This is a genomic window from Devosia rhodophyticola, from assembly GCF_028816475.1.
Classification (GTDB): domain Bacteria; phylum Pseudomonadota; class Alphaproteobacteria; order Rhizobiales; family Devosiaceae; genus Devosia; species Devosia rhodophyticola.
The window spans coordinates 721,756-738,880 of sequence record NZ_CP118247.1; the positions used below are offsets into that span (position 1 = coordinate 721,756).

The 17,125-nt window shown below is 58.5% G+C and carries 17 protein-coding genes and 2 riboswitches; of the genes, 4 read left to right on the forward strand and 13 right to left on the reverse strand.

Features of this window, described 5'->3' with window-relative positions:
* Nucleotides 1-41: 41 nt before the first annotated feature.
* The 3 genes from PSQ90_RS03495 to PSQ90_RS03505 all read left to right on the forward strand — a co-directional run bounded on the left by PSQ90_RS03495 (nucleotide 42) and on the right by PSQ90_RS03505 (nucleotide 1,493).
* Entirely contained in the window at nucleotides 42-269 is a 228-nt protein-coding gene (locus PSQ90_RS03495) for a F0F1 ATP synthase subunit C (RefSeq protein ID WP_035032694.1), read from the forward strand.
* 111 nt (nucleotides 270-380) lie between these two features.
* The gene (locus PSQ90_RS03500) at nucleotides 381-983 is read left to right on the forward strand and encodes a F0F1 ATP synthase subunit B family protein (RefSeq protein WP_282212054.1); all 603 of its coding nucleotides are present in this window, start codon (nucleotides 381-383) and stop codon (nucleotides 981-983) included.
* A gap of 6 nt (nucleotides 984-989) precedes the next feature.
* A complete protein-coding gene (locus PSQ90_RS03505) occupies nucleotides 990-1,493 on the forward strand; it encodes a F0F1 ATP synthase subunit B family protein (protein WP_282212055.1) in 504 nt (167 codons plus the stop codon).
* Between the two features lie 45 nt (nucleotides 1,494-1,538).
* Here the strand turns inward: PSQ90_RS03505 and PSQ90_RS03510 are convergent, their stop codons facing one another.
* From PSQ90_RS03510 to PSQ90_RS03545, 8 genes are all read right to left on the reverse strand, one after another.
* Entirely contained in the window at nucleotides 1,539-2,201 is a 663-nt protein-coding gene (locus tag PSQ90_RS03510; RefSeq protein WP_407648195.1) for an HD domain-containing protein, read from the reverse strand.
* A complete protein-coding gene (gene gcvPB / locus PSQ90_RS03515) occupies nucleotides 2,198-3,745 on the reverse strand; it encodes an aminomethyl-transferring glycine dehydrogenase subunit GcvPB (protein ID WP_282212057.1) in 1,548 nt (515 codons plus the stop codon). The genes PSQ90_RS03510 and gcvPB overlap by 4 nt, the downstream gene beginning before the upstream one ends.
* Nucleotides 3,742-5,085 carry an aminomethyl-transferring glycine dehydrogenase subunit GcvPA gene (gene gcvPA / locus PSQ90_RS03520; RefSeq protein WP_282212058.1) on the reverse strand — a complete coding sequence of 448 codons (1,344 nt, stop codon included), beginning with the start codon at nucleotides 5,083-5,085 and terminating at the stop codon, nucleotides 3,742-3,744. Before gcvPA ends, gcvPB begins: the two co-directional genes overlap by 4 nt.
* A gap of 32 nt (nucleotides 5,086-5,117) precedes the next feature.
* Entirely contained in the window at nucleotides 5,118-5,483 is a 366-nt protein-coding gene (gene gcvH / locus PSQ90_RS03525) for a glycine cleavage system protein GcvH (RefSeq protein WP_282212059.1), read from the reverse strand.
* Nucleotides 5,484-5,510: 27 nt separating this feature from the next.
* On the reverse strand, nucleotides 5,511-6,680 hold the full coding sequence (gene gcvT / locus PSQ90_RS03530) for a glycine cleavage system aminomethyltransferase GcvT (RefSeq protein WP_282212060.1): 1,170 nt from the start codon (nucleotides 6,678-6,680) through the stop codon (nucleotides 5,511-5,513).
* 51 nt (nucleotides 6,681-6,731) lie between these two features.
* A riboswitch (glycine riboswitch) is annotated at nucleotides 6,732-6,836 on the reverse strand.
* Between the two features lie 8 nt (nucleotides 6,837-6,844).
* Nucleotides 6,845-6,931, reverse strand: a riboswitch (glycine riboswitch).
* Between the two features lie 113 nt (nucleotides 6,932-7,044).
* Nucleotides 7,045-7,638 (reverse strand): hypothetical protein, encoded by a 594-nt coding sequence (locus PSQ90_RS03535; RefSeq protein WP_282212061.1) that lies wholly within the window; start codon nucleotides 7,636-7,638, stop codon nucleotides 7,045-7,047.
* 25 nt (nucleotides 7,639-7,663) lie between these two features.
* Nucleotides 7,664-8,158 (reverse strand): peroxiredoxin family protein, encoded by a 495-nt coding sequence (locus PSQ90_RS03540; RefSeq protein ID WP_282212062.1) that lies wholly within the window; start codon nucleotides 8,156-8,158, stop codon nucleotides 7,664-7,666.
* A 138-nt stretch (nucleotides 8,159-8,296) separates the two neighbouring features.
* The gene (locus tag PSQ90_RS03545) at nucleotides 8,297-9,106 is read right to left on the reverse strand and encodes a protein-disulfide reductase DsbD domain-containing protein (RefSeq protein ID WP_282212063.1); all 810 of its coding nucleotides are present in this window, start codon (nucleotides 9,104-9,106) and stop codon (nucleotides 8,297-8,299) included.
* Between the two features lie 131 nt (nucleotides 9,107-9,237).
* Between PSQ90_RS03545 and PSQ90_RS03550 the strand changes: the two genes are divergently transcribed.
* Nucleotides 9,238-9,813 carry a YqgE/AlgH family protein gene (locus PSQ90_RS03550; protein ID WP_282212064.1) on the forward strand — a complete coding sequence of 192 codons (576 nt, stop codon included), beginning with the start codon at nucleotides 9,238-9,240 and terminating at the stop codon, nucleotides 9,811-9,813.
* Between the two features lie 12 nt (nucleotides 9,814-9,825).
* On the opposite strand, the gene PSQ90_RS03555 is transcribed toward PSQ90_RS03550, so the two are convergent.
* The 5 genes from PSQ90_RS03555 to PSQ90_RS03575 all read right to left on the reverse strand — a co-directional run bounded on the left by PSQ90_RS03555 (nucleotide 9,826) and on the right by PSQ90_RS03575 (nucleotide 17,082).
* Nucleotides 9,826-12,705: an EAL domain-containing protein gene (locus PSQ90_RS03555; protein ID WP_282212065.1), complete on the reverse strand. Its 2,880-nt coding sequence runs from the start codon at nucleotides 12,703-12,705 to the stop codon at nucleotides 9,826-9,828.
* 173 nt (nucleotides 12,706-12,878) lie between these two features.
* Nucleotides 12,879-13,481: a GNAT family N-acetyltransferase gene (locus tag PSQ90_RS03560; protein ID WP_282212066.1), complete on the reverse strand. Its 603-nt coding sequence runs from the start codon at nucleotides 13,479-13,481 to the stop codon at nucleotides 12,879-12,881.
* A 48-nt stretch (nucleotides 13,482-13,529) separates the two neighbouring features.
* Complete coding sequence (locus PSQ90_RS03565) at nucleotides 13,530-14,792, reverse strand: M16 family metallopeptidase (RefSeq protein ID WP_282212067.1); 1,263 nt, start codon at nucleotides 14,790-14,792, stop codon at nucleotides 13,530-13,532.
* A 62-nt stretch (nucleotides 14,793-14,854) separates the two neighbouring features.
* Complete coding sequence (gene thrC / locus PSQ90_RS03570) at nucleotides 14,855-16,246, reverse strand: threonine synthase (RefSeq protein ID WP_282212068.1); 1,392 nt, start codon at nucleotides 16,244-16,246, stop codon at nucleotides 14,855-14,857.
* 68 nt (nucleotides 16,247-16,314) lie between these two features.
* Complete coding sequence (locus PSQ90_RS03575; protein WP_282212069.1) at nucleotides 16,315-17,082, reverse strand: SURF1 family protein; 768 nt, start codon at nucleotides 17,080-17,082, stop codon at nucleotides 16,315-16,317.
* Nucleotides 17,083-17,125: the final 43 nt, after the last annotated feature.

Genomic DNA, 17,125 nt, shown 5'->3' on the forward strand with positions numbered 1-17,125 from the left:
GCAAGTCCATCCAGATATCAGATTTCCAAAGGAGCATTAAAATGGATCCAATCGCCGCCAAGTACATCGGTGCCGGTATTGCAGCTATCGGCATGGCCGGTGCGGCTATCGGCGTGGGCAACATCTTCGGCAGCTTCCTGTCGGGCGCCCTGCGCAACCCATCTGCCAGCCAGAGCCAGTTCGGTAACCTGATTTTCGGGTTTGCCGTGACCGAAGCTTTGGGCATTTTCTCCTTCCTGATCGCTCTGTTGCTGCTGTTCGCAGTCTGATTGTTTCAGACGTTGGATTTCACGAACGGCGGCCATCAGGCATTTGCTTGAGGCTGCCGTTCGCTTAACCGGCCATTCGCGCCGGACGATTTGTCATCAGCGGGTATCGAGATGGAAACCACGACAACGCAAGACGGCGCCACGACTGAAGGCGAACACACAACCGAAAATGCCTCGGGTACAGTAGGCACGCATTCGAGCACTGGTGTTCCTGAGGAGCATGGCGAGGCGTTTCCGCCGTTTGACCCCTCTACATTCGGCACCCAGCTTGTCTGGTTGGCGATTACCTTCGCCGCCCTTTATGTGGTGATCAGCCGTATGGCCCTGCCGCGCATTGGGGCCATTCTGGATGATCGCAAGGCACGCATTGATGGCGATCTCAATGCCGCCGATGCTTCCCGTCAGAAAACCGATGCCGCTATTGCCGCCTACGAGGCCGAATTGGCCAATGCGCGTGCCAAGAGCCATGCACTTGCTGAAGAAACCCGTCAGGGTATCAAGGCCGATATCGACACCAAGCGTCAGGCTGTCGAAGCTGACCTTTCCAAAAAAGTTACCGAGGCGGAAACCCGCATTCAGGCAACCAAGACCGAAGCTCTTGGCCATGTCGGCGAAATTGCCGCTGATACCGTTGAAGCGCTGGTTCAGCAACTGACTGGTGCCGGATCGGCCCAGGAAGCCCGCGACGCCGTCGCTCAGGTCTCCAAGGAGTAAGCCAGCATGGACTTTTCAAACATCGACGCCACCACGTGGGCCACAATCTGGGCCACCATATCGCTGGTCATCTTCATTGGCATCACCATCTATTATGGCCTGCCCAAGATCGTTGCAAAGCTGCTTGATGAGCGCATTGCCAAGATTGAGGAAGAAATTGCCGAAGCCAAGCGTCTGCGCACCGATGCCGAAGCCCTTCTGGCCGAGTATGAAAGCAAGCGGGCGGAAGCCGAGAGCGAAGCCGCTAGTATCGTTACTGCCGCGCAGGAAGATGCCAAGCGCTTGACTGCTGATGCAAATGTTGCCCTTACCGACATGATTGCTCGCCGCACCAAGGCAGTCGAGGATAAGATTGCCCAAGCAGAATCGCAGGCAGTTGCCGAAGTTCGGGCCAAGTCAGCCGACGTCGCTATCGAAGCGGCCAAAATCTTGCTGACCAAGCAGATGAGCAACAAGGGCGACGCATTGGTGTCCAAGGCGATTGACGAAGTCAGCGCCCGGCTGAACTAGGCCACACCGCACAATAATAAAAGGCGGGCCATGTGCCCGCTTTTTTTATGCGCCGATTTCGTCGAAAAACTCTTCATAGAAGCGATGAAGGCGCTTTTGCCGCTCCGTTGCCATATGGCGACCGGTGACGGTTTGAAAGCCTTCTGTCAGCTTGAAAAGCTTGGTTTGGAAGTGATCAATGGCAAAGCGATTGTCGTCCAGATTCCGCGTCGCGGCGCGAGGATCGAGCGGATCATAAAGGCCGCTCCCCATGCGCCCGCCGATATAAAAGCAGCGCGCCACACCTACCATGCCAATGGCATCAAGCCGGTCGGCATCCTGCAGCATTTTGGCCAAATGCGATTCCGGCGTGATACCGGCCGAATAACTGTGCGCCTCAATGGCATGCGCAACCGCCTTTATCCGATCCGCTGCCCATCCCAGGTCCCGTAATAACTTACTTGCCTTGTTGGCCGCCAGCCGGGACGCCGACGCGCGATGGGGAGAATTTTTCTCCACCGACACACAGTCGTGCAGCAAGACCGCCACGGCCAGCGCTTCGACGTCCCCGCCCTCATGCCGATGGATGGCGGACGCATTATTCCACACCCGCAACAGGTGGGACGCATCGTGGGACCCATCGTCGGCAGCGAATGCATGGGGCAAAAGTTCGGCGGCCAGCACTTGAAACGGCGCAAAGCCTGCGGCCAATCCCAGGGTCATGGCTATTGCGCCGCCTCCGAAACCACCTCCTCGCGTTCCCATTTGAGGATCGGTGACCGCGCGGCCCGCGTTTCGTCCATCCGTCGGCGTGGCGCGTTGACCGGCGCAGACAAAAAGTTCTGCATGTTACCGGCAATGGCATCACTGGCCAATTCCAACATGACGTCACAGAACTGATCCAGCGTCTGCTTGGACTCGCTTTCAGTCGGCTCGACCAGCATGGCCCCATGCACGACCAAGGGGAAATACATGGTCATAGGATGGAAACCCTTGTCGATCAGCGCCTTGGCGAAATCGAGGGTCGAGACGCCGGTCTGGTTGAGGAAACTGTCATCGAATAGCGCCTCGTGCATGCATGGCTGGTCTGGAAACGGCACCGAAAACACCGTTTGTAGCCGTGCCTTGACGTAATTGGCATTGAGGACAGCGTCTTTGGCCGCCTGCGCCAGACCGTCACTACCGTGGCTCAGCATATAGGTCAGCGCACGGACATACATGCCCATCTGACCCTGAAACGCCGTTATTCGGCCCAACGCTTCGCCCTCGCTATGTTCGACCAGTTCCAGCCCGCTTTCTGTCCGCTGCACGAACGGCACCGGGGCAAAGGGCGCCAGCGCCGCCGAGAGCACGACAGGTCCTGCACCTGGGCCACCGCCGCCGTGCGGGGTTGAAAACGTCTTGTGCAAATTGATGTGCATGGCGTCGATCCCGAGATCGCCCGGTCGTACCACGCCCATGATGGCGTTAAAATTGGCGCCATCGCAATAAAAGAACGCACCGGCGTCATGTACCGCCTCGGCGATCTCAATGACCTGGGGCTCGAACAGGCCACAGGTATTGGGGTTGGTCAGCATGATCGCTGCAACGTCAGGAGACAGTGCCTCTCGCACGGCGGTAACATCGACAGTACCGTCCGCCCGCGCGGGAATCGCCTTGACGCTATAGCCGAGGAAAGCCGCCGTTGCCGGGTTGGTGCCGTGGGCGCTTTCGGGCACCAGAACAACCTTGCGGTGTCCCTCACCCCGCGCCGTCTGCGCCGCCTTGATCGCCATCATGCCGAGCAGTTCACCGTGGGCGCCGGCTTTGGGGCTAAGCGCCACCGCAGCTGTATTGGTCAGAGTCATCAGCCAGTGCGCGAGCTGGTCCATCAGCGCCAGTGCGCCTTGCACGGTCGAAACCGGCTGCAGTGGATGAATGTCGGCAAAACCGGGCAGGCGCGCCATTTTCTCATTAAGCCGCGGATTGTGCTTCATCGTGCACGAACCCAAAGGGTACATGCCGCTGTCGATGGAATAATTAAGGCGCGACAGCCGCACATAGTGGCGCATGGCTTCGGGCTCGGTCAGCCCCGCCAGATCCAGCGGCAGCGTGCGCGAAAAGCCGCCCAAACGATCTCTCTTGATGCTCACATCGGGCAGATCGACGCCAGAATGTTCGGTGTCGCCGATCTCGAACAGCAATGGTTCATTGGGCAGCAAGGCAGCCCCGTTAGCGGGTGAAGAAGTGACATTGCCAGTGCCGGTTGGACGGCCTTGCGTATTCATGCTCATGGCAAGACCTCTTCCAATGCAGCAATCAGCGCCGTAATGTCAGCATCGGTTGTCAATTCGGTTGCCGCCAGCACCAATAAATTATCCAACTCGGGGCGCCCCCGTTCAAGCCGCGAAACGGGCACGCCAGCCAGAATTCCTTTTTTGGCCAATTGCGCTACGACCGGTTCGGCTGCAACCGGCAACCGAATGGTCATTTCATTAAAGAATGTGGCATTGAGCAATTCCACGCCTTTGACTGTACCCAGTGCGTCGGCCAAAGCGCAGGCGCGGGCATGGTTGAGCCGCGCCAATTTGACCAGGCCCGCCTCGCCCAACAGCCCAAGATGGATGGAAAAGGCCAAGGCGCAGAGGCCGGAATTGGTACAGATGTTGGAGGTCGCTTTTTCACGTCGAATGTGTTGTTCGCGCGTTGAAAGCGTCAGCACGAACCCGCGCTGGCCGTCTGCGTCCACTGTTTCACCACACAGCCGCCCCGGCATCTGGCGCACAAATTGCTGCCGCGTTGCCATCAACCCCAGATATGGTCCGCCAAAATTAAGCGCATTGCCAATAGATTGGCCTTCGGCAACCACAATATCGGCTCCATAGGCGCCCGGCGCTTCGAGAAGGCCCAGCGAGACGATTTCGGTAACAACCACGATCAGCAGCGCGCCCTTGGCGTGCGCCGCATCTGCCGCAGTCTGAATATTGCGCAAATGACCATAAAAGTCGGGGGTCTGCACCACGATGGCGGCCGTCTGATCGTCGATTCGGTCCAGAATGTCGCCCTGCCCTTCAGGGGAAGCATCAAGGCAGATGAGATCGGCATCGTCCTTGAGGTAACCGCAGACAACGTCGCGATAGTGGGGGTGCAAACCACCCGAGAGCAGCACCTTGGTGCGTCGGGTCAGGCGACGCGCCATCAACACCGCCTCAGCCGTGCCGGTCGAACCGTCATAGAGCGAGGCGTTGGCCACATCCATGCCGGTCAACTTAGCAACCTGGGTCTGGAACTCGAACAGCATCTGCAGGGTACCCTGCGATATTTCGGGCTGGTAGGGCGTATAGGCGGTCAACCATTCCGACCGCTGGATCAGATGATCCACCGTCGCTGGCACATGGTGGCGATACGCCCCTGCCCCGACAAAGAACGGCCCGTCCGCGGCGGCATGATTTTGACCGGCCAGTCCGCGCATATGGGCTTCAACCAGAAATTCCGGGCTGTGATCGGGCAGATCGAGCGATTCAGATTGCAGCGCCTTGGCGGGTACAGCGCCGAACAGTGCTTCGATCGACGGCGCGCCGATGGCGGCCAGCATATCGGCACGTTCAGCATCGGAATGGGGTAGATAGCGCATCGGTTGGCCTTATTTGGAAACGTGGTCGGCGGCTATTTGGTCAGTTCGGCATAGTCGGCTTCACCGAGCAGGCCATCGAGTTCGGTTGGTGTGCTCAGCTGGATCTTGAAAATCCAGCCGCCGTCGTGGGGGTCCTGATTGACCAGTCCCGGTTCGCCGTTCAAGGCGGTATTGATTTCAGTCACGGTGCCCGAGACAGGGGAATAGATTTCAGAGGCGGCCTTGACGCTTTCCACAACAGCGGCCTCATCGCCCTTTTTCATCACCTTGCCGACGCTGGGCAGTTCGACAAAAACGATATCGCCCAACTGTTCCTGGGCATAAAGCGTAATGCCGACGGTGCCAGTGGCGCCTTCAACGCGGATATATTCGTGGTCGGTGGTGTATTTGGTGGTCATGGCGTCCTCAGTGAGCGCGAATAGCGGCTACGGCTTGGGTTTGCGGTAATAGCGGTGGGGAACGAAAGGGGTATCTGTGACCTCGGCGGATTGGGTGCGGTTGCGCACGGCAACGCCCAGCGTCGTGCCGGCAGCAGAATACGACGGGGGCACGAAGCCCAACGCGATGGCGCGGCCAAGGGTTGGCGAAAAGCCGCCGCTCGTGACCGTACCGACTTTATTGCCATGGCTATCGAGAATGTCAGCGCCTTCGCGCGCTGGTGCGCCATCAACCAGAAGACCAACGCGGATACGCTCCAGGTCGCCGCCATGTTCCTTGAGGATCCGCGCCGCGCCGGGAAAGTCGGCGGCCTCGCGGCGGCGTTTGGAAACAGCGAACCCCATCCCGGCCTCAACCGGGGAAACCGTTTCATCCAGATCGTGCCCGTAAAGCGGCAGCCCAGCTTCAAGTCGCAGGCTATCGCGCGCGCCCAGACCAATCGGTTTGACACGATCATCGCTGAGCAGTAGATCCCAGAAGGCTTCGGCAAATTCGGGCTCAACCAGGATTTCAAAACCATCTTCGCCGGTGTAGCCGGACCGCGCGATGATCAATGTGGTGTCGTTCCACGCGAAGGCACCGTAATGCATGAAACCCAGCTCTGTCGCGCCGGGCGCTATGGAAGCCATAACGTTGACGGCTTCGGGTCCTTGCAGCGCCAGGAGCGCACAACTATCGGCGCGATCCAGTTTGGCTTTGCCTTGGGCCGCTGCGGCGATGCGGGCAAAGTCGGCTTCCTTGGTGTCGGCATTGACCACGATATATAACGATCCGGCCCATTCGGGCGGCGCTGGCCGGGCAATCATCAAATCATCGAGCACGCCGCCGTCCCCGTTGAGCAGCAGCGAATAGCGCACCTGTCCCGGTTTGAGATTGGTGATGTCGCCACAAATGAGTGGCTCGACCAATGCAGCAACAGCGGCGTGGTCGGCTTGGGCATCCCCGCTGGTCTCATTGAACCGCAAAAATGATGGGCCCATGTGGGACACGTCAAAAAGACCGGCATGCTCGCGAGTCCAATTGTGCTCGGCCATGATGCCGGTTGGATATTGCACCGGCAGCCCATAGCCAGCAAAAGGCACGATGCGACCGCCCAGCGCCTCGTGGCGGGCAGAAAGCGGTGTGGTCTTGAGGTCGGCGCTTGATGTTTCGGCCATGAATGGACGGCTCCGGCTGGTGACACGATCAATCTCGCCCTGCGGCGAATTCCGTGCCCCCCTGTCCTGATCACCTGAGAGATTTCCCGGAAATCGTCCGGTTGCTCCGTCGGTGGGACGCCGCCAGTGGCGCGTCCGCTTTCCAGAGTTCATGCTGGGCCGAGGCCCGAACTGCGGTCCTTTTGCCTGAGAGTTTCCGGGGCGGTTGCTCCTTCGGCGCTGGAGAAACCAGTCTCTCCCGCAGTCGAGGCAACATGTGTCAGAAATGCCAAAAGGTCAATCGGGGTCCGACATTGACCACAGGATTGGCGCCAAACAAAAATGCCGCCCAATGAGCGGCATTTTTTAGATCAGGACGGTAAACCTAGCGTCGAGTATCGAAACCCACCCAGATGGTGACATCGTCACCGGCCAGATAGGGAATGGCCACGTCATTGACGACCTTGACGAATTGCTGGGTCTCAGCGCCGGCCAATGCAACATCAAGGTTGAATTTTTCCGAGTAAACGGCCTGCCCATTGCGCTCGACAGCGAAACGCAGTGGCACGGTGACGGATGTCTGCTTGCCGGATGGTCCCAGCAGCACACGGCCAACCGCACCCATATTGATGTTGATGCGGCCGTTGGAAACAATACAATTGCGCGTCGCTTCATCAATCACGCCCTGATAGTTGAGCGCATTGGGGTTTCCCACCTTGCCCCCACCATAATAGTACATCGCTTCGCCGCCTGGCCGCACCTTGATGGGCGGACATTGGGTGGCAATGGCTGGCAGGGCGGTTGCCTGAGCCTGGGCAATTTGATCCGCCGAAGCCGTCGTGTTGGCCAATTCTGCGTTGGTTCGTGCGGCATCCGAGCCACCGCCGAACATCGGGCCCATCGAGCAACCAGCCAAAACAGCCGCGATTGTGCCGCCAACGGCCAAACGCGCGGTCAGTTTCAATAAGCTCTTCCGCATCTTTGGCTCTCCTTGGGTGACCGCCTCAAGCATGGGTTTCCTCCAGCGCCATCAGCACCGCAGGCGCACCGCTGGCTGAAATGCCCGGTCCGTCCTCAACAAATACAGATTGCACCAGTCCATCGCGGATCACCAGAGCGGTGCGCTGAAAACGCTTGCCCATTCCAACGTCAGTCTTGTCCTGTGCCAGACCAAGCGCGGTTGCCAGATCACCATTGCCATCGGCAACGAAATCTATGATACCGAGCGAGCCGGTGGCCTCTGCCCATGCCTTCATCACATGATGATCATTGACCGAAGCGCAAACAATTCGGGTCGCACCGGCGTCAGCCAGTTTTTGCGCGTTGGCCAGAAAACTGGGCAAATGATTGACGTGGCAGGTAGGGGTAAAAGCGCCGGGGACTGAAAAGAACGCCACTGTTCCCTGGCCCAATATTGCATCGGCTGTGGCATCAGTGATGCCATTGGCATCAACGAGTTTGACCGCTACTGACGGTATGGCGTCGCCGCGTTCTACCATGAATCCTGTTGCCCCTGTTCCCAGACCGGTCGAGTGCGCCAATGGCGTGGCCGTTCCGCAATAATATGCTCTCTCGGATAAGCGGCTTTGCCCCCGCTGGCAAGCGATGAGCGACGGTCAGAACAAGACAATGGCTTGTCAGCGCGTCGGTTCAATAGCCTGCGTTACTTCGAACGATCCCATATCAGTCATGAACGTGAGCTGAACAGGTAATGAATTCAAAGCCTTTTCGTCAAATTTTCCCAAGATTGGCAGCAGCACTACGTCCGGTTCCGGGCTTTTTTGCGGCGCGCCAAACAGTGGATTGCCGCTTTGGGTGGCCGCGATCAGCGAGGCGGGATCAATTCGAGGGCTGCCGAGACGTACCGCAATCACGTGCTCGGCGGGGCGGTAGCTAACACTGGTTATCGCTTGTGGCTGATCATCAGGCCATGCAATGGGCGAGTCTGCCAGCGCCTGATGAATCCGCATGCTATTGGCGGCGTCGGGGCGATCAGACTGCAGCGCCAGGGCAAAACTGGCTTGCGCCGGCACGCAGATATCCGAACATATCCCCAGGGTAACCGTCACATCGAGCGTTGGCTGGTCCCCGGAGGTCGAAAGGGCAATGGGCAGCAGGGTGTCGCCCCAATAGACAAAATCGGTATAGCCGTCGGCAACCTGCACGCTGGGATAGGGCCAGACGAATTGTTCTGACTCAACACCCTGCGATCCTGTCACGTCGAGTACGGCCGGAATGCCGCTCTGGCCGGGAATGCGCCAATAGGTGCGGGTATTACCCGGCATGATGATTTCAAGTCCGGCCATCGTACGACCATCGCTTTGAATCTCGCCGCTCGACACCAACCTTATCTTGACGCCGGGGGCGACTTCCTGCCAAGCGGTTTCGGCACCAAGGGCGCTCGTGGCGGGCAGCAGTGCAGCGATCAGCAGAAACTGGAATTTCATAGCAATTGCCCATACTACACCCCGCTCATAACAGCCAGCACCTCAATCATCAGGGCTTCGTGAACGGCGCTGTCGGCCCAGCGGACCCCTTGCGGGTTGGCATCTTGCCTGCACCGGCCTAGAATAGCGCTATGAGTACGCTCGAAGGCAGCTTTTTGGTAGCGATGCCTGCTATGGTCGACGAACGCTTTAGCGGCAGCGTCATTTATGTGATCAATCATTCCGACGAAGGGGCGATGGGCATCATCGTCAACCAGCCGTTCGAAGATCTGGCCTTTGCCGATATTCTGGATGAGCTTGAATTGGGCGATCCCGACGCAATTATTCGGTTGCCCGACAAAATTCGTGACCGAATGGTCATGAGTGGCGGGCCGGTCGAACGCGGTCGCGGCTTTGTGCTGCACACACCCGATTTCAAAAGCGACAACACGTTTCCCGCGTCCAACGAGGTTTGCCTCACCGCGACGCTTGATGTGTTGCGGGCGATTGCTTTTGGTCCGGCCCCCAAGGCTTCGCTCCTGGCGCTGGGGTGCAGCGGCTGGGGTCCTGGACAGCTGGAGGCCGAAATTCTCGACAATGGCTGGCTGACCGTGCCGTTTTCGTCGGATATTCTGTTCGAGGTACCAGTCGCCGAGCGCTATGACGCAGCGCTTGGCAAGCTACACATTACCCGGGCCAGCCTGTCGCTGGAGTCCGGGCACGCCTAATTTGGGCCAATTCTAGCGGGCCATCTGGGCGTTGAGCTGCTTGGAAAACTCCGACGCCGACATGGCCGCGCCAAAGGCAAAACCCTGCGCATAGCGGCAATTAAGTTGGCGCAGCCGCTCGATCTCATCCAGCGTTTCCACCCCCTCTGCGACCACAAGAAGGTCCAGGTCGTTGGCGAGCGCAACCACGGCACGAATGATCGGCACCTGGGTCGGCGATGCGCCGTCGGCGTCAATCTGGACGAAATCGGCCGGTATCTTGATGGTATCGAACGGGAAGCGGTGAAGGTAGCTCAATGAGGAATGGCCGGTGCCGAAATCATCAAGCGCCAATCCCAGACCCAGATTGCGCAAGGCTTCGAGCATGAAGGCCGAGTGCTCGGGGTTGGTCATGATCTGGGATTCGGTCAGCTCCATTTTCAAATGCCCGGCGATTCCCGGATTTTGCTGCACAAGGATCCGGATATCATTGAGCAGGGTTTCGGTGGCCAGTTGGGTTGGCGACATATTGACCGAAATGAAAAAGCTTTCGGGCAGGTTGCGCATCTGATGCAACCAGTCGCGCGTATGATAGGCGGCCTGTTCAAAGGCTATCCGACCCAGCGTTTCAATCTGGCCTGACCGCTCGGCCAGCGCGATGAATTCTTCGGGTGGCACGATGCCACGGGTGGGATGATTCCAGCGCATCAGCGCTTCGGCACCGGCAATCTGGCCAGTAACGATGTCCATGATCGGTTGGAACTGAACCTGCAATTCGCCCTGTTTCATGCCGCGTTCGAGGTCTTCCTCATTGGCGCGGTTATAGGCCGAGATCGAACGGGCCGACGCGCGATAGGCTTCGATCCGATCCCCGCCCAAACGCTTGGCGTAATACATCGCCAGTTCCGCATCGCGCAAAACGTCAGCGGCGGTCGCGGGATTGCTGTCGTAAATCGTCACACCAATTGACGCGGACAGGGCCAAATCACGGTCGCCGAAATTGAATGGCGCCTTGAGTGCCTTGCGAATTTGTTCGGCAGTATCGGCGATCTTGGCGGCGGCGTGTTCGGACGACAGGATCACAGCGAACTGATCGCCACCAATGCGCGCTACGGTATCGAGTGGACGCATGATCCGGCTGATCCGGCGCGAAACGGCCAGCAGTACGCTGTCAGCGGCAGAGTGGCCGACGCGTTCCTCAAGCTCCATGAAACGGTCGATATCGATCAGGAAAACGGCGGGTTTGACCCCGTTTGGAGTGCGGGCGCGCACCAGCGCGCGTTCGAGCCTGTCGAGAAACAATTGCTTGTTGGGCAGGCCGGTCAAACTGTCATGGACAGCGTCATGCAACAGGCGCGCCCGCGAGGCGCGATCCTCGGTAACATCCTGCAGCGTGCCCACGATTCGATTGACCTGGCCGTCGCCACCCAGCACGGGTTTGACCCGCATGCGGAACGAGCGGTAGTTGCCGTCGTGACCGGCAATGCGCATGTCCGAGGACACCTTGCCGCGCCGCAGCTCCACCAGCGTATCAAACGCTGTGCGAAATCTATCCCGATCTTCAGGATGGACACGGTCGAGCCAACGCTTGATGGCACCCCGCAGAGCGCCGCGCTTTTCGCCTAACCGCGTCGCCAGTTCGTCACTGACCGATACGCGGTCGCGTTCGATATTCCAGTCAAAGACAAAATCTCCCGAACCGGTCAGCGCCAGCGCCCGTCGTTCCACTTCAGACAGCGTCCCAATGGAGACCTGTCCCTCGGAAAACGCGTGCTGGACCGCAGTAAACCCCAGCAACATCACAACCAGCACCAGACCGCCTGCCACAGCAGGCTGAGCAATATCGTTGGAGACACGCCCGGTAATGACCAGCCAGCTATAAAACAGCCAGGCGATGATAATGATCCAGGTGGGGACCAGCAAGACGGCGCGATCGTACCCGCGCACGGCGAGCAATATGATCAGGACCAGACCCGATGCCCCCAACAACGCCAGCACCAGCCGGGAGATGGTTGCAGCAATGGCCGGCTGGAAAAACGCAAAGGCAAACAGGGCCAGAAACAGGGCGGCCAGGCCCAACGCCAAATGGATGAAGCGCAAATGCCATCGGTGCAAATTGAGATAGATGAACAAAAAGCCTGCAAGCGTTGTGGCAATACCGGCTTCCGAAGCGGCCCGGATCGGCTGCATCGCCCCGCTTGATAGGCCCAGCAATCTTCCCAGCACACTGAAGTCGATCAGCAGGTAGATCAGTACCGCCCAGGCAAATGCCGCCGTTGCGGGGAAGACGCCACGCCCCTTGACCACAAACATGATGGTCAAAAATACGGCCGCCAGTGAAGCGATCCCCAGCACCACACCGCGAAACAGTGTGAATGAATTTACATAGTCGCGATAGGCATTGGGTTGCCAGAGATAGACCTCAGGCAATTGGTCCGAGGCGAGTTCGGCAACCAGCGTAACGGTGGCGCCGGGGTCAATGGTTATCTCGAAAACATCAGCTTCGCTGTCAGCGAGCCGCACTGGCCTGATACCGGCACTTGGCGTCAGGGCCGTTATTCGGTCATTGCCAAGGTCGGGTTGAAATATGCCCGAGCCGGGCAATCTGAAAAAGGGGGCAACGAGCAGGCGCTCAATTTGCTGGTCGCTGTCATTGCGTAGCGCCAGCAACGCCCAGCCGGGATCAGTGCCAGGCTGGCTGGCGAGTACTTCAATGCGTCGGATAATGCCGTCTTCGCCGGGGGCTGTAGACAATTGCACGCGCCCGCCATCACCCGGACGCAGTTCGACAACGCCGGTCAGATTGACCGCGTTCACATCCTCGGGGACCGAAATAACCTCAAGAGCCGTGGCCTGTACGATGGTGGCCAACCCAAGCGTTATGAACACCACGAGAGCAATTAAATGACGCATTAGGGGCGAATATATCCTGCGGTGGGCTTCACTGTGACGGTGCCGCGAACCCATACGCGACCCTGTGCCCCGCTGCCGGAGCCGTCCTTTGGTAACGGGGTTTGCCAGTATCGACAAGCATCAGTTGGTGTGGCCAAAATACAACTCTTAAATATGCAATGGTTCCTTCTGGCTCAGCGTCGATAGCGGAATCCCTCATAGCGCTCGCGCGTCAGCCCGAACAGGATGTGGTCGGCCCAGCGGCCGTCAATCTGAAGGTAATTTTCGGCGTAGCCCTCTTCGGCAAAACCGTTTTTCTCCAGAACCCGGCGCGACGCCATATTGCCCGGCAGAAAAGCGGCGTGCACGCGATGAAGGTCCAGCGTATTGAAAACATAAGGCAAAGTGGTGGCAACGGCCTCGGTCATTAACCCTTGGCCCGCATAATTCTGGCCCATCCAATAGCCGAGATTGCATTGCTGGGCGGCGCGGCGGCGCACATTGGACACGGTTATGCCACCAACCAGTCTTTCGTGCGGTGAGGCGGGTAAGAAAATGAAGAACGAATAATCGGACCCCTCATCGGCCTCCTGACGAGCGCGCTTTACCCGGGCAGCATAAACGCGCTGTGCCAGATCAGCTTCCGTCCATCGTGGCTCGAAGGGGCGCAGAAAATCTCGACTTTGTAGTCGCAATTGGTACCAGGCGGCATAATCAGAATATGACGGCGGGCGCAACAATACCTGCTTGCCGCGCAGGAACGGCGTCTTGTCCGCTGTGAGCCACGACCAAGCCATCAGCACACCGGCATGCTGCAGATATTTGTCGTCTCGATCATTTGCCGCTTACCGCTTGATCTGTTCGCCAATTGCTTTGACATCGGCCAGGTTATCAATTGGACCGATTCCGGCCAACGAAATATCGCCGGACATGAAAATCTGCTGGGCGACGTCCTTGACCCGCTGTGCGGTGACGCGATTGATGCGGTCAACGGTTTCAAGCATCGGGATGGGGCGGCCCCATAATATCTGCTGCCGCGCCAACTGCCCGGCACGCGCCGAGGGGCTTTCAAGCGACATCAAAAGCCCGGCCCGAATCTGGTTGCGAACCCGCACCACTTCCTCGTCGGTGATGGTTTCAGTGGCGCGACGCAACTCGTCAACCAACACGGGCATCAGATCACCGACCTCGTCCTCGCCGGTTGCGGCAGCAACGCCAAAAACGCCGCTGTCGGCAAAGGCCCAGTGGAAGGCGTAAACCGAATAGCATAGCCCGCGCTTTTCGCGCACTTCCTGAAACAGGCGCGAACTCATGCCGCCCCCAAGAATGGAAGCCAGAATTTGCGCGGCATAAAAGCCGTCCGAATTATAGGCCCGCCCCTCGAACCCGAGAACGATATGGGCCTGCTCATGATCTGAAAACAACCGCTCCTGACCACCTTTATATTCAGCCCCTTGTGGTGCTGGAGAGCCATTTGGCTTGAGATCGGCAAAGCGATTTTCGGCCACCCGCACCAATTGGTCGTGATCAACATTGCCGGCGGCGGCCATCACCATATGGTCCCCGACATAGTTGCGGTTCATATATTTGCGGATGGTTTCAGGCTTGAACTCGCGCACCGATTCAACTGTGCCCAAAATGGTGCGCCCGATAGGCTGATCGGGAAAGGCGGCTTCCTGAAACAGGTCAAACACGTGATCGTCGGGATTATCGCGCGCCGCGCCGATCTCTTGCACGATTACCTGCTGTTCGCGCTCAAGCTCACGCTCGTCAAACAGCGAATTTTGCAGAATATCGGAAAGGATATCGGCGGCCAGCACCACATCCTCCTTGAGCACGCGGGCAAAATAGCCGGTGTGCTCGATGGACGTTGCCGCATTCAGGTCGCCACCGACATTTTCAATGGCTTCGGCGATTTCAAGCGCCGTGCGCGACTGCGTGCCCTTGAATGCCATGTGCTCGAGCAGATGGGAAATTCCGTGCTCGCTCTTCCGTTCCGAGCGGGCCCCGGCCTTGACCCAAACGCCTAAGGAGGCGCTTTCCAGATGCGGCATGTCGTCGGTGAGGACGACCACGCCATTGGCGAGGGTTGTTGATCTTACGCTCACTCTTTCCTCCTCGCACCTGCCCTTGGATGGGCCTTGGCACAACCTTGTTACACACGCCCGTCTCAGACGCGCGTGCGCGCCGTGATAAAATCTTCGACTGCTTTGTGGTCGTTGGCAAGAACGCTAAGACGTTCAGGACGCTCGTGCAAATCAGCCAACCAGTCGGGCAGTGGCGGTTCGAACCCCATGGCTTGCTTGACGGCATCAGGAAATTTGGCCGGGTGGGCGGTCGCCAAGGTAATCATGGGCACCAGAGGATCGCGCAATTGCTGAGCAACCTCTACCCCGACCGCCGTATGGGGATCGAGCGTATAGCCATTTTCCCTGGCAATTTTCGCAATCGTTGTCTTGGTCATGGGTTCGTCGCTGGTGGCGGCGGAAAACTCGCTACGAATGGAGGCGATGGTCTTTTCCGGCAAGGCAAAACCGCCCGACTGCTTAAGGCTATCCATCATCGCCAACACGGCTTTGGCATCGTGCCCCGAGGCTTCAAACAGCAACCGCTCGAAGTTGGACGAAATTTCAATATCCATTGATGGACTGATGGTGGGATGAACCCCGGCCATTTCGTAGCGTCCCGACGACAGGGTTCGCGCGAGAATATCATTGGCATTGGTGGCAATGATCAGTCGATCAATGGGCAGACCCATGCGTTTGGCGGCGTAACCGGCAAAGATATCGCCAAAATTGCCGGTAGGCACGGTGAAGGACACCTTGCGCACCGGGCCGCCCAGCGACACGGCCGCAGTGAAATAGTAGACGATTTGGGCAACAATCCGCCCCCAATTGATCGAATTGACCCCCGACAACCGCACCTGGTCGCGGAACGGATGATTGTTGAACATCGCCTTGACGATGTTCTGGCAGTCATCAAACGTGCCCTGGAGCGCGATGTTATGCACATTGGCGTCGAGCACCGTACTCATTTGCAGCCGCTGGACGGGCGAGGTGCGTCCCTGTGGGTGCAGGATAAAGATATCGGTGGTGTCGCGCCCTTTGAAGGCCTCAATAGCGGCCGAACCAGTGTCGCCCGAGGTTGCCCCAACGATCGTGGCGCGTAATCCGCGTTCGGCCAGAATATGATCCATCACCCGGCTGAGGAACTGCATGGCGACGTCCTTGAACGCCAGTGTCGGGCCATGAAAAAGTTCCAACAGGAAGTGATTGGGTTCGAGTTCCACCAACGGGGCGACCGATTTATGGCGGAACGAGAAATAGGCCTCGTCAATGATGGTCTTGAGAGCATCCGCACCAATATCATCACCGACAAACCGCGAGATGACGGCAAAAGCCACGTCGGCGTAAGGTTTGCCGGAAAAATCGGCTATTTCCTCTGTACTGAACTGGGGCCACTGGCGCGGCACATAAAGCCCACCGTCGGCCGCCAGCCCTGCCAGAACCGCATCCGAAAAACCGAGCACGGGCGCCTGGCCACGCGTAGATACAAACTGCATTGAGGGAATTTGCCCTTTTGAATTGTGTGCAAACTAGTCAAAGCACGGCCCGACCGCAAGTTCTGCGCTCAGATGGCCGCTGTCCCTTTCGGCCGCCGCTGCCGCCATAGCCAGAATAGCAGCATGACCGGTGCTACAATGGCAAAGCCATACCAGGTCAAAGCGTAACCAAAGTGGTTATTGGGAAATTCAACGACCGTACGTCCACCCAGCGGCAAAGTACCGTCGGCCCCGACGGGCAGATCGAGATAAAATGGCGCGACAGGGGCCAGCCCCTTATCCACCATGGCGGCCATTCGGGCGGGATCTCGGACCCAATCGATCCGGTCATCCGCGTTGGCTTGCGGGGTAAACATGCTGACACCGGCGCTGGGTCGGGCAACGCCCTCGATGGTAACCATGCCCGCAGGCGTTGCCGGATCATTGGCGTATTGGTCCGCGACCGCCTCGGGGACAAACCCGCGATTGACGAATACCGAACCGCCCCCGGCCAGTTTGAGCGGTGTCATGATCCAATAGCCGGGGCCAGAAATGTTGCCGCTGCCATTTTCAAGGCTGGTAAAGACCCGCACCGTCTGGTCTGGCCGATAGGTTCCGGTCGCCTGCAAAGGCACAAAATTGAGCGCGCCGATATCGAGCGCCGCCCATTGCTCTGGCGCGGGAAGCGGTTTGGCGGGTTGATGCAGACGCGCTTCAACCGCTGCCACCAACGCCTCTTTTTCACCCAATCGATGCATTTGCCAGTTGCCCAGAAACACAAAAACAATTGTCAGGGTCAGCATGAGCGCAACGAACGCCCATTGTTTGAAAGTTAGAGCGGACCGGGCTGCGGGCAATTTTGTGTCCTGTCAAAAAGTCGGGGCGCGGCTGATGCCGCGC

Coding starts and splice junctions, on each gene's coding strand:
- PSQ90_RS03495 (WP_035032694.1), top strand. CDS start 42: ATGGATCCAATCGCCGCCAAGTACATCGGTGCCGGTATTGCAGCTATC.
- PSQ90_RS03500 (WP_282212054.1), top strand. CDS start 381: ATGGAAACCACGACAACGCAAGACGGCGCCACGACTGAAGGCGAACAC.
- PSQ90_RS03505 (WP_282212055.1), top strand. CDS start 990: ATGGACTTTTCAAACATCGACGCCACCACGTGGGCCACAATCTGGGCC.
- gcvPB (WP_282212057.1), bottom strand. CDS start 3,745: ATGAGCATGAATACGCAAGGCCGTCCAACCGGCACTGGCAATGTCACT.
- gcvPA (WP_282212058.1), bottom strand. CDS start 5,085: ATGCGCTATCTACCCCATTCCGATGCTGAACGTGCCGATATGCTGGCC.
- gcvH (WP_282212059.1), bottom strand. CDS start 5,483: ATGACCACCAAATACACCACCGACCACGAATATATCCGCGTTGAAGGC.
- gcvT (WP_282212060.1), bottom strand. CDS start 6,680: ATGGCCGAAACATCAAGCGCCGACCTCAAGACCACACCGCTTTCTGCC.
- PSQ90_RS03535 (WP_282212061.1), bottom strand. CDS start 7,638: ATGCGGAAGAGCTTATTGAAACTGACCGCGCGTTTGGCCGTTGGCGGC.
- PSQ90_RS03540 (WP_282212062.1), bottom strand. CDS start 8,158: ATGGTAGAACGCGGCGACGCCATACCGTCAGTAGCGGTCAAACTCGTT.
- PSQ90_RS03545 (WP_282212063.1), bottom strand. CDS start 9,106: ATGAAATTCCAGTTTCTGCTGATCGCTGCACTGCTGCCCGCCACGAGC.
- PSQ90_RS03550 (WP_282212064.1), top strand. CDS start 9,238: ATGAGTACGCTCGAAGGCAGCTTTTTGGTAGCGATGCCTGCTATGGTC.
- PSQ90_RS03555 (WP_282212065.1), bottom strand. CDS start 12,705: ATGCGTCATTTAATTGCTCTCGTGGTGTTCATAACGCTTGGGTTGGCC.
- PSQ90_RS03560 (WP_282212066.1), bottom strand. CDS start 13,481: ATGGCTTGGTCGTGGCTCACAGCGGACAAGACGCCGTTCCTGCGCGGC.
- thrC (WP_282212068.1), bottom strand. CDS start 16,246: ATGCAGTTTGTATCTACGCGTGGCCAGGCGCCCGTGCTCGGTTTTTCG.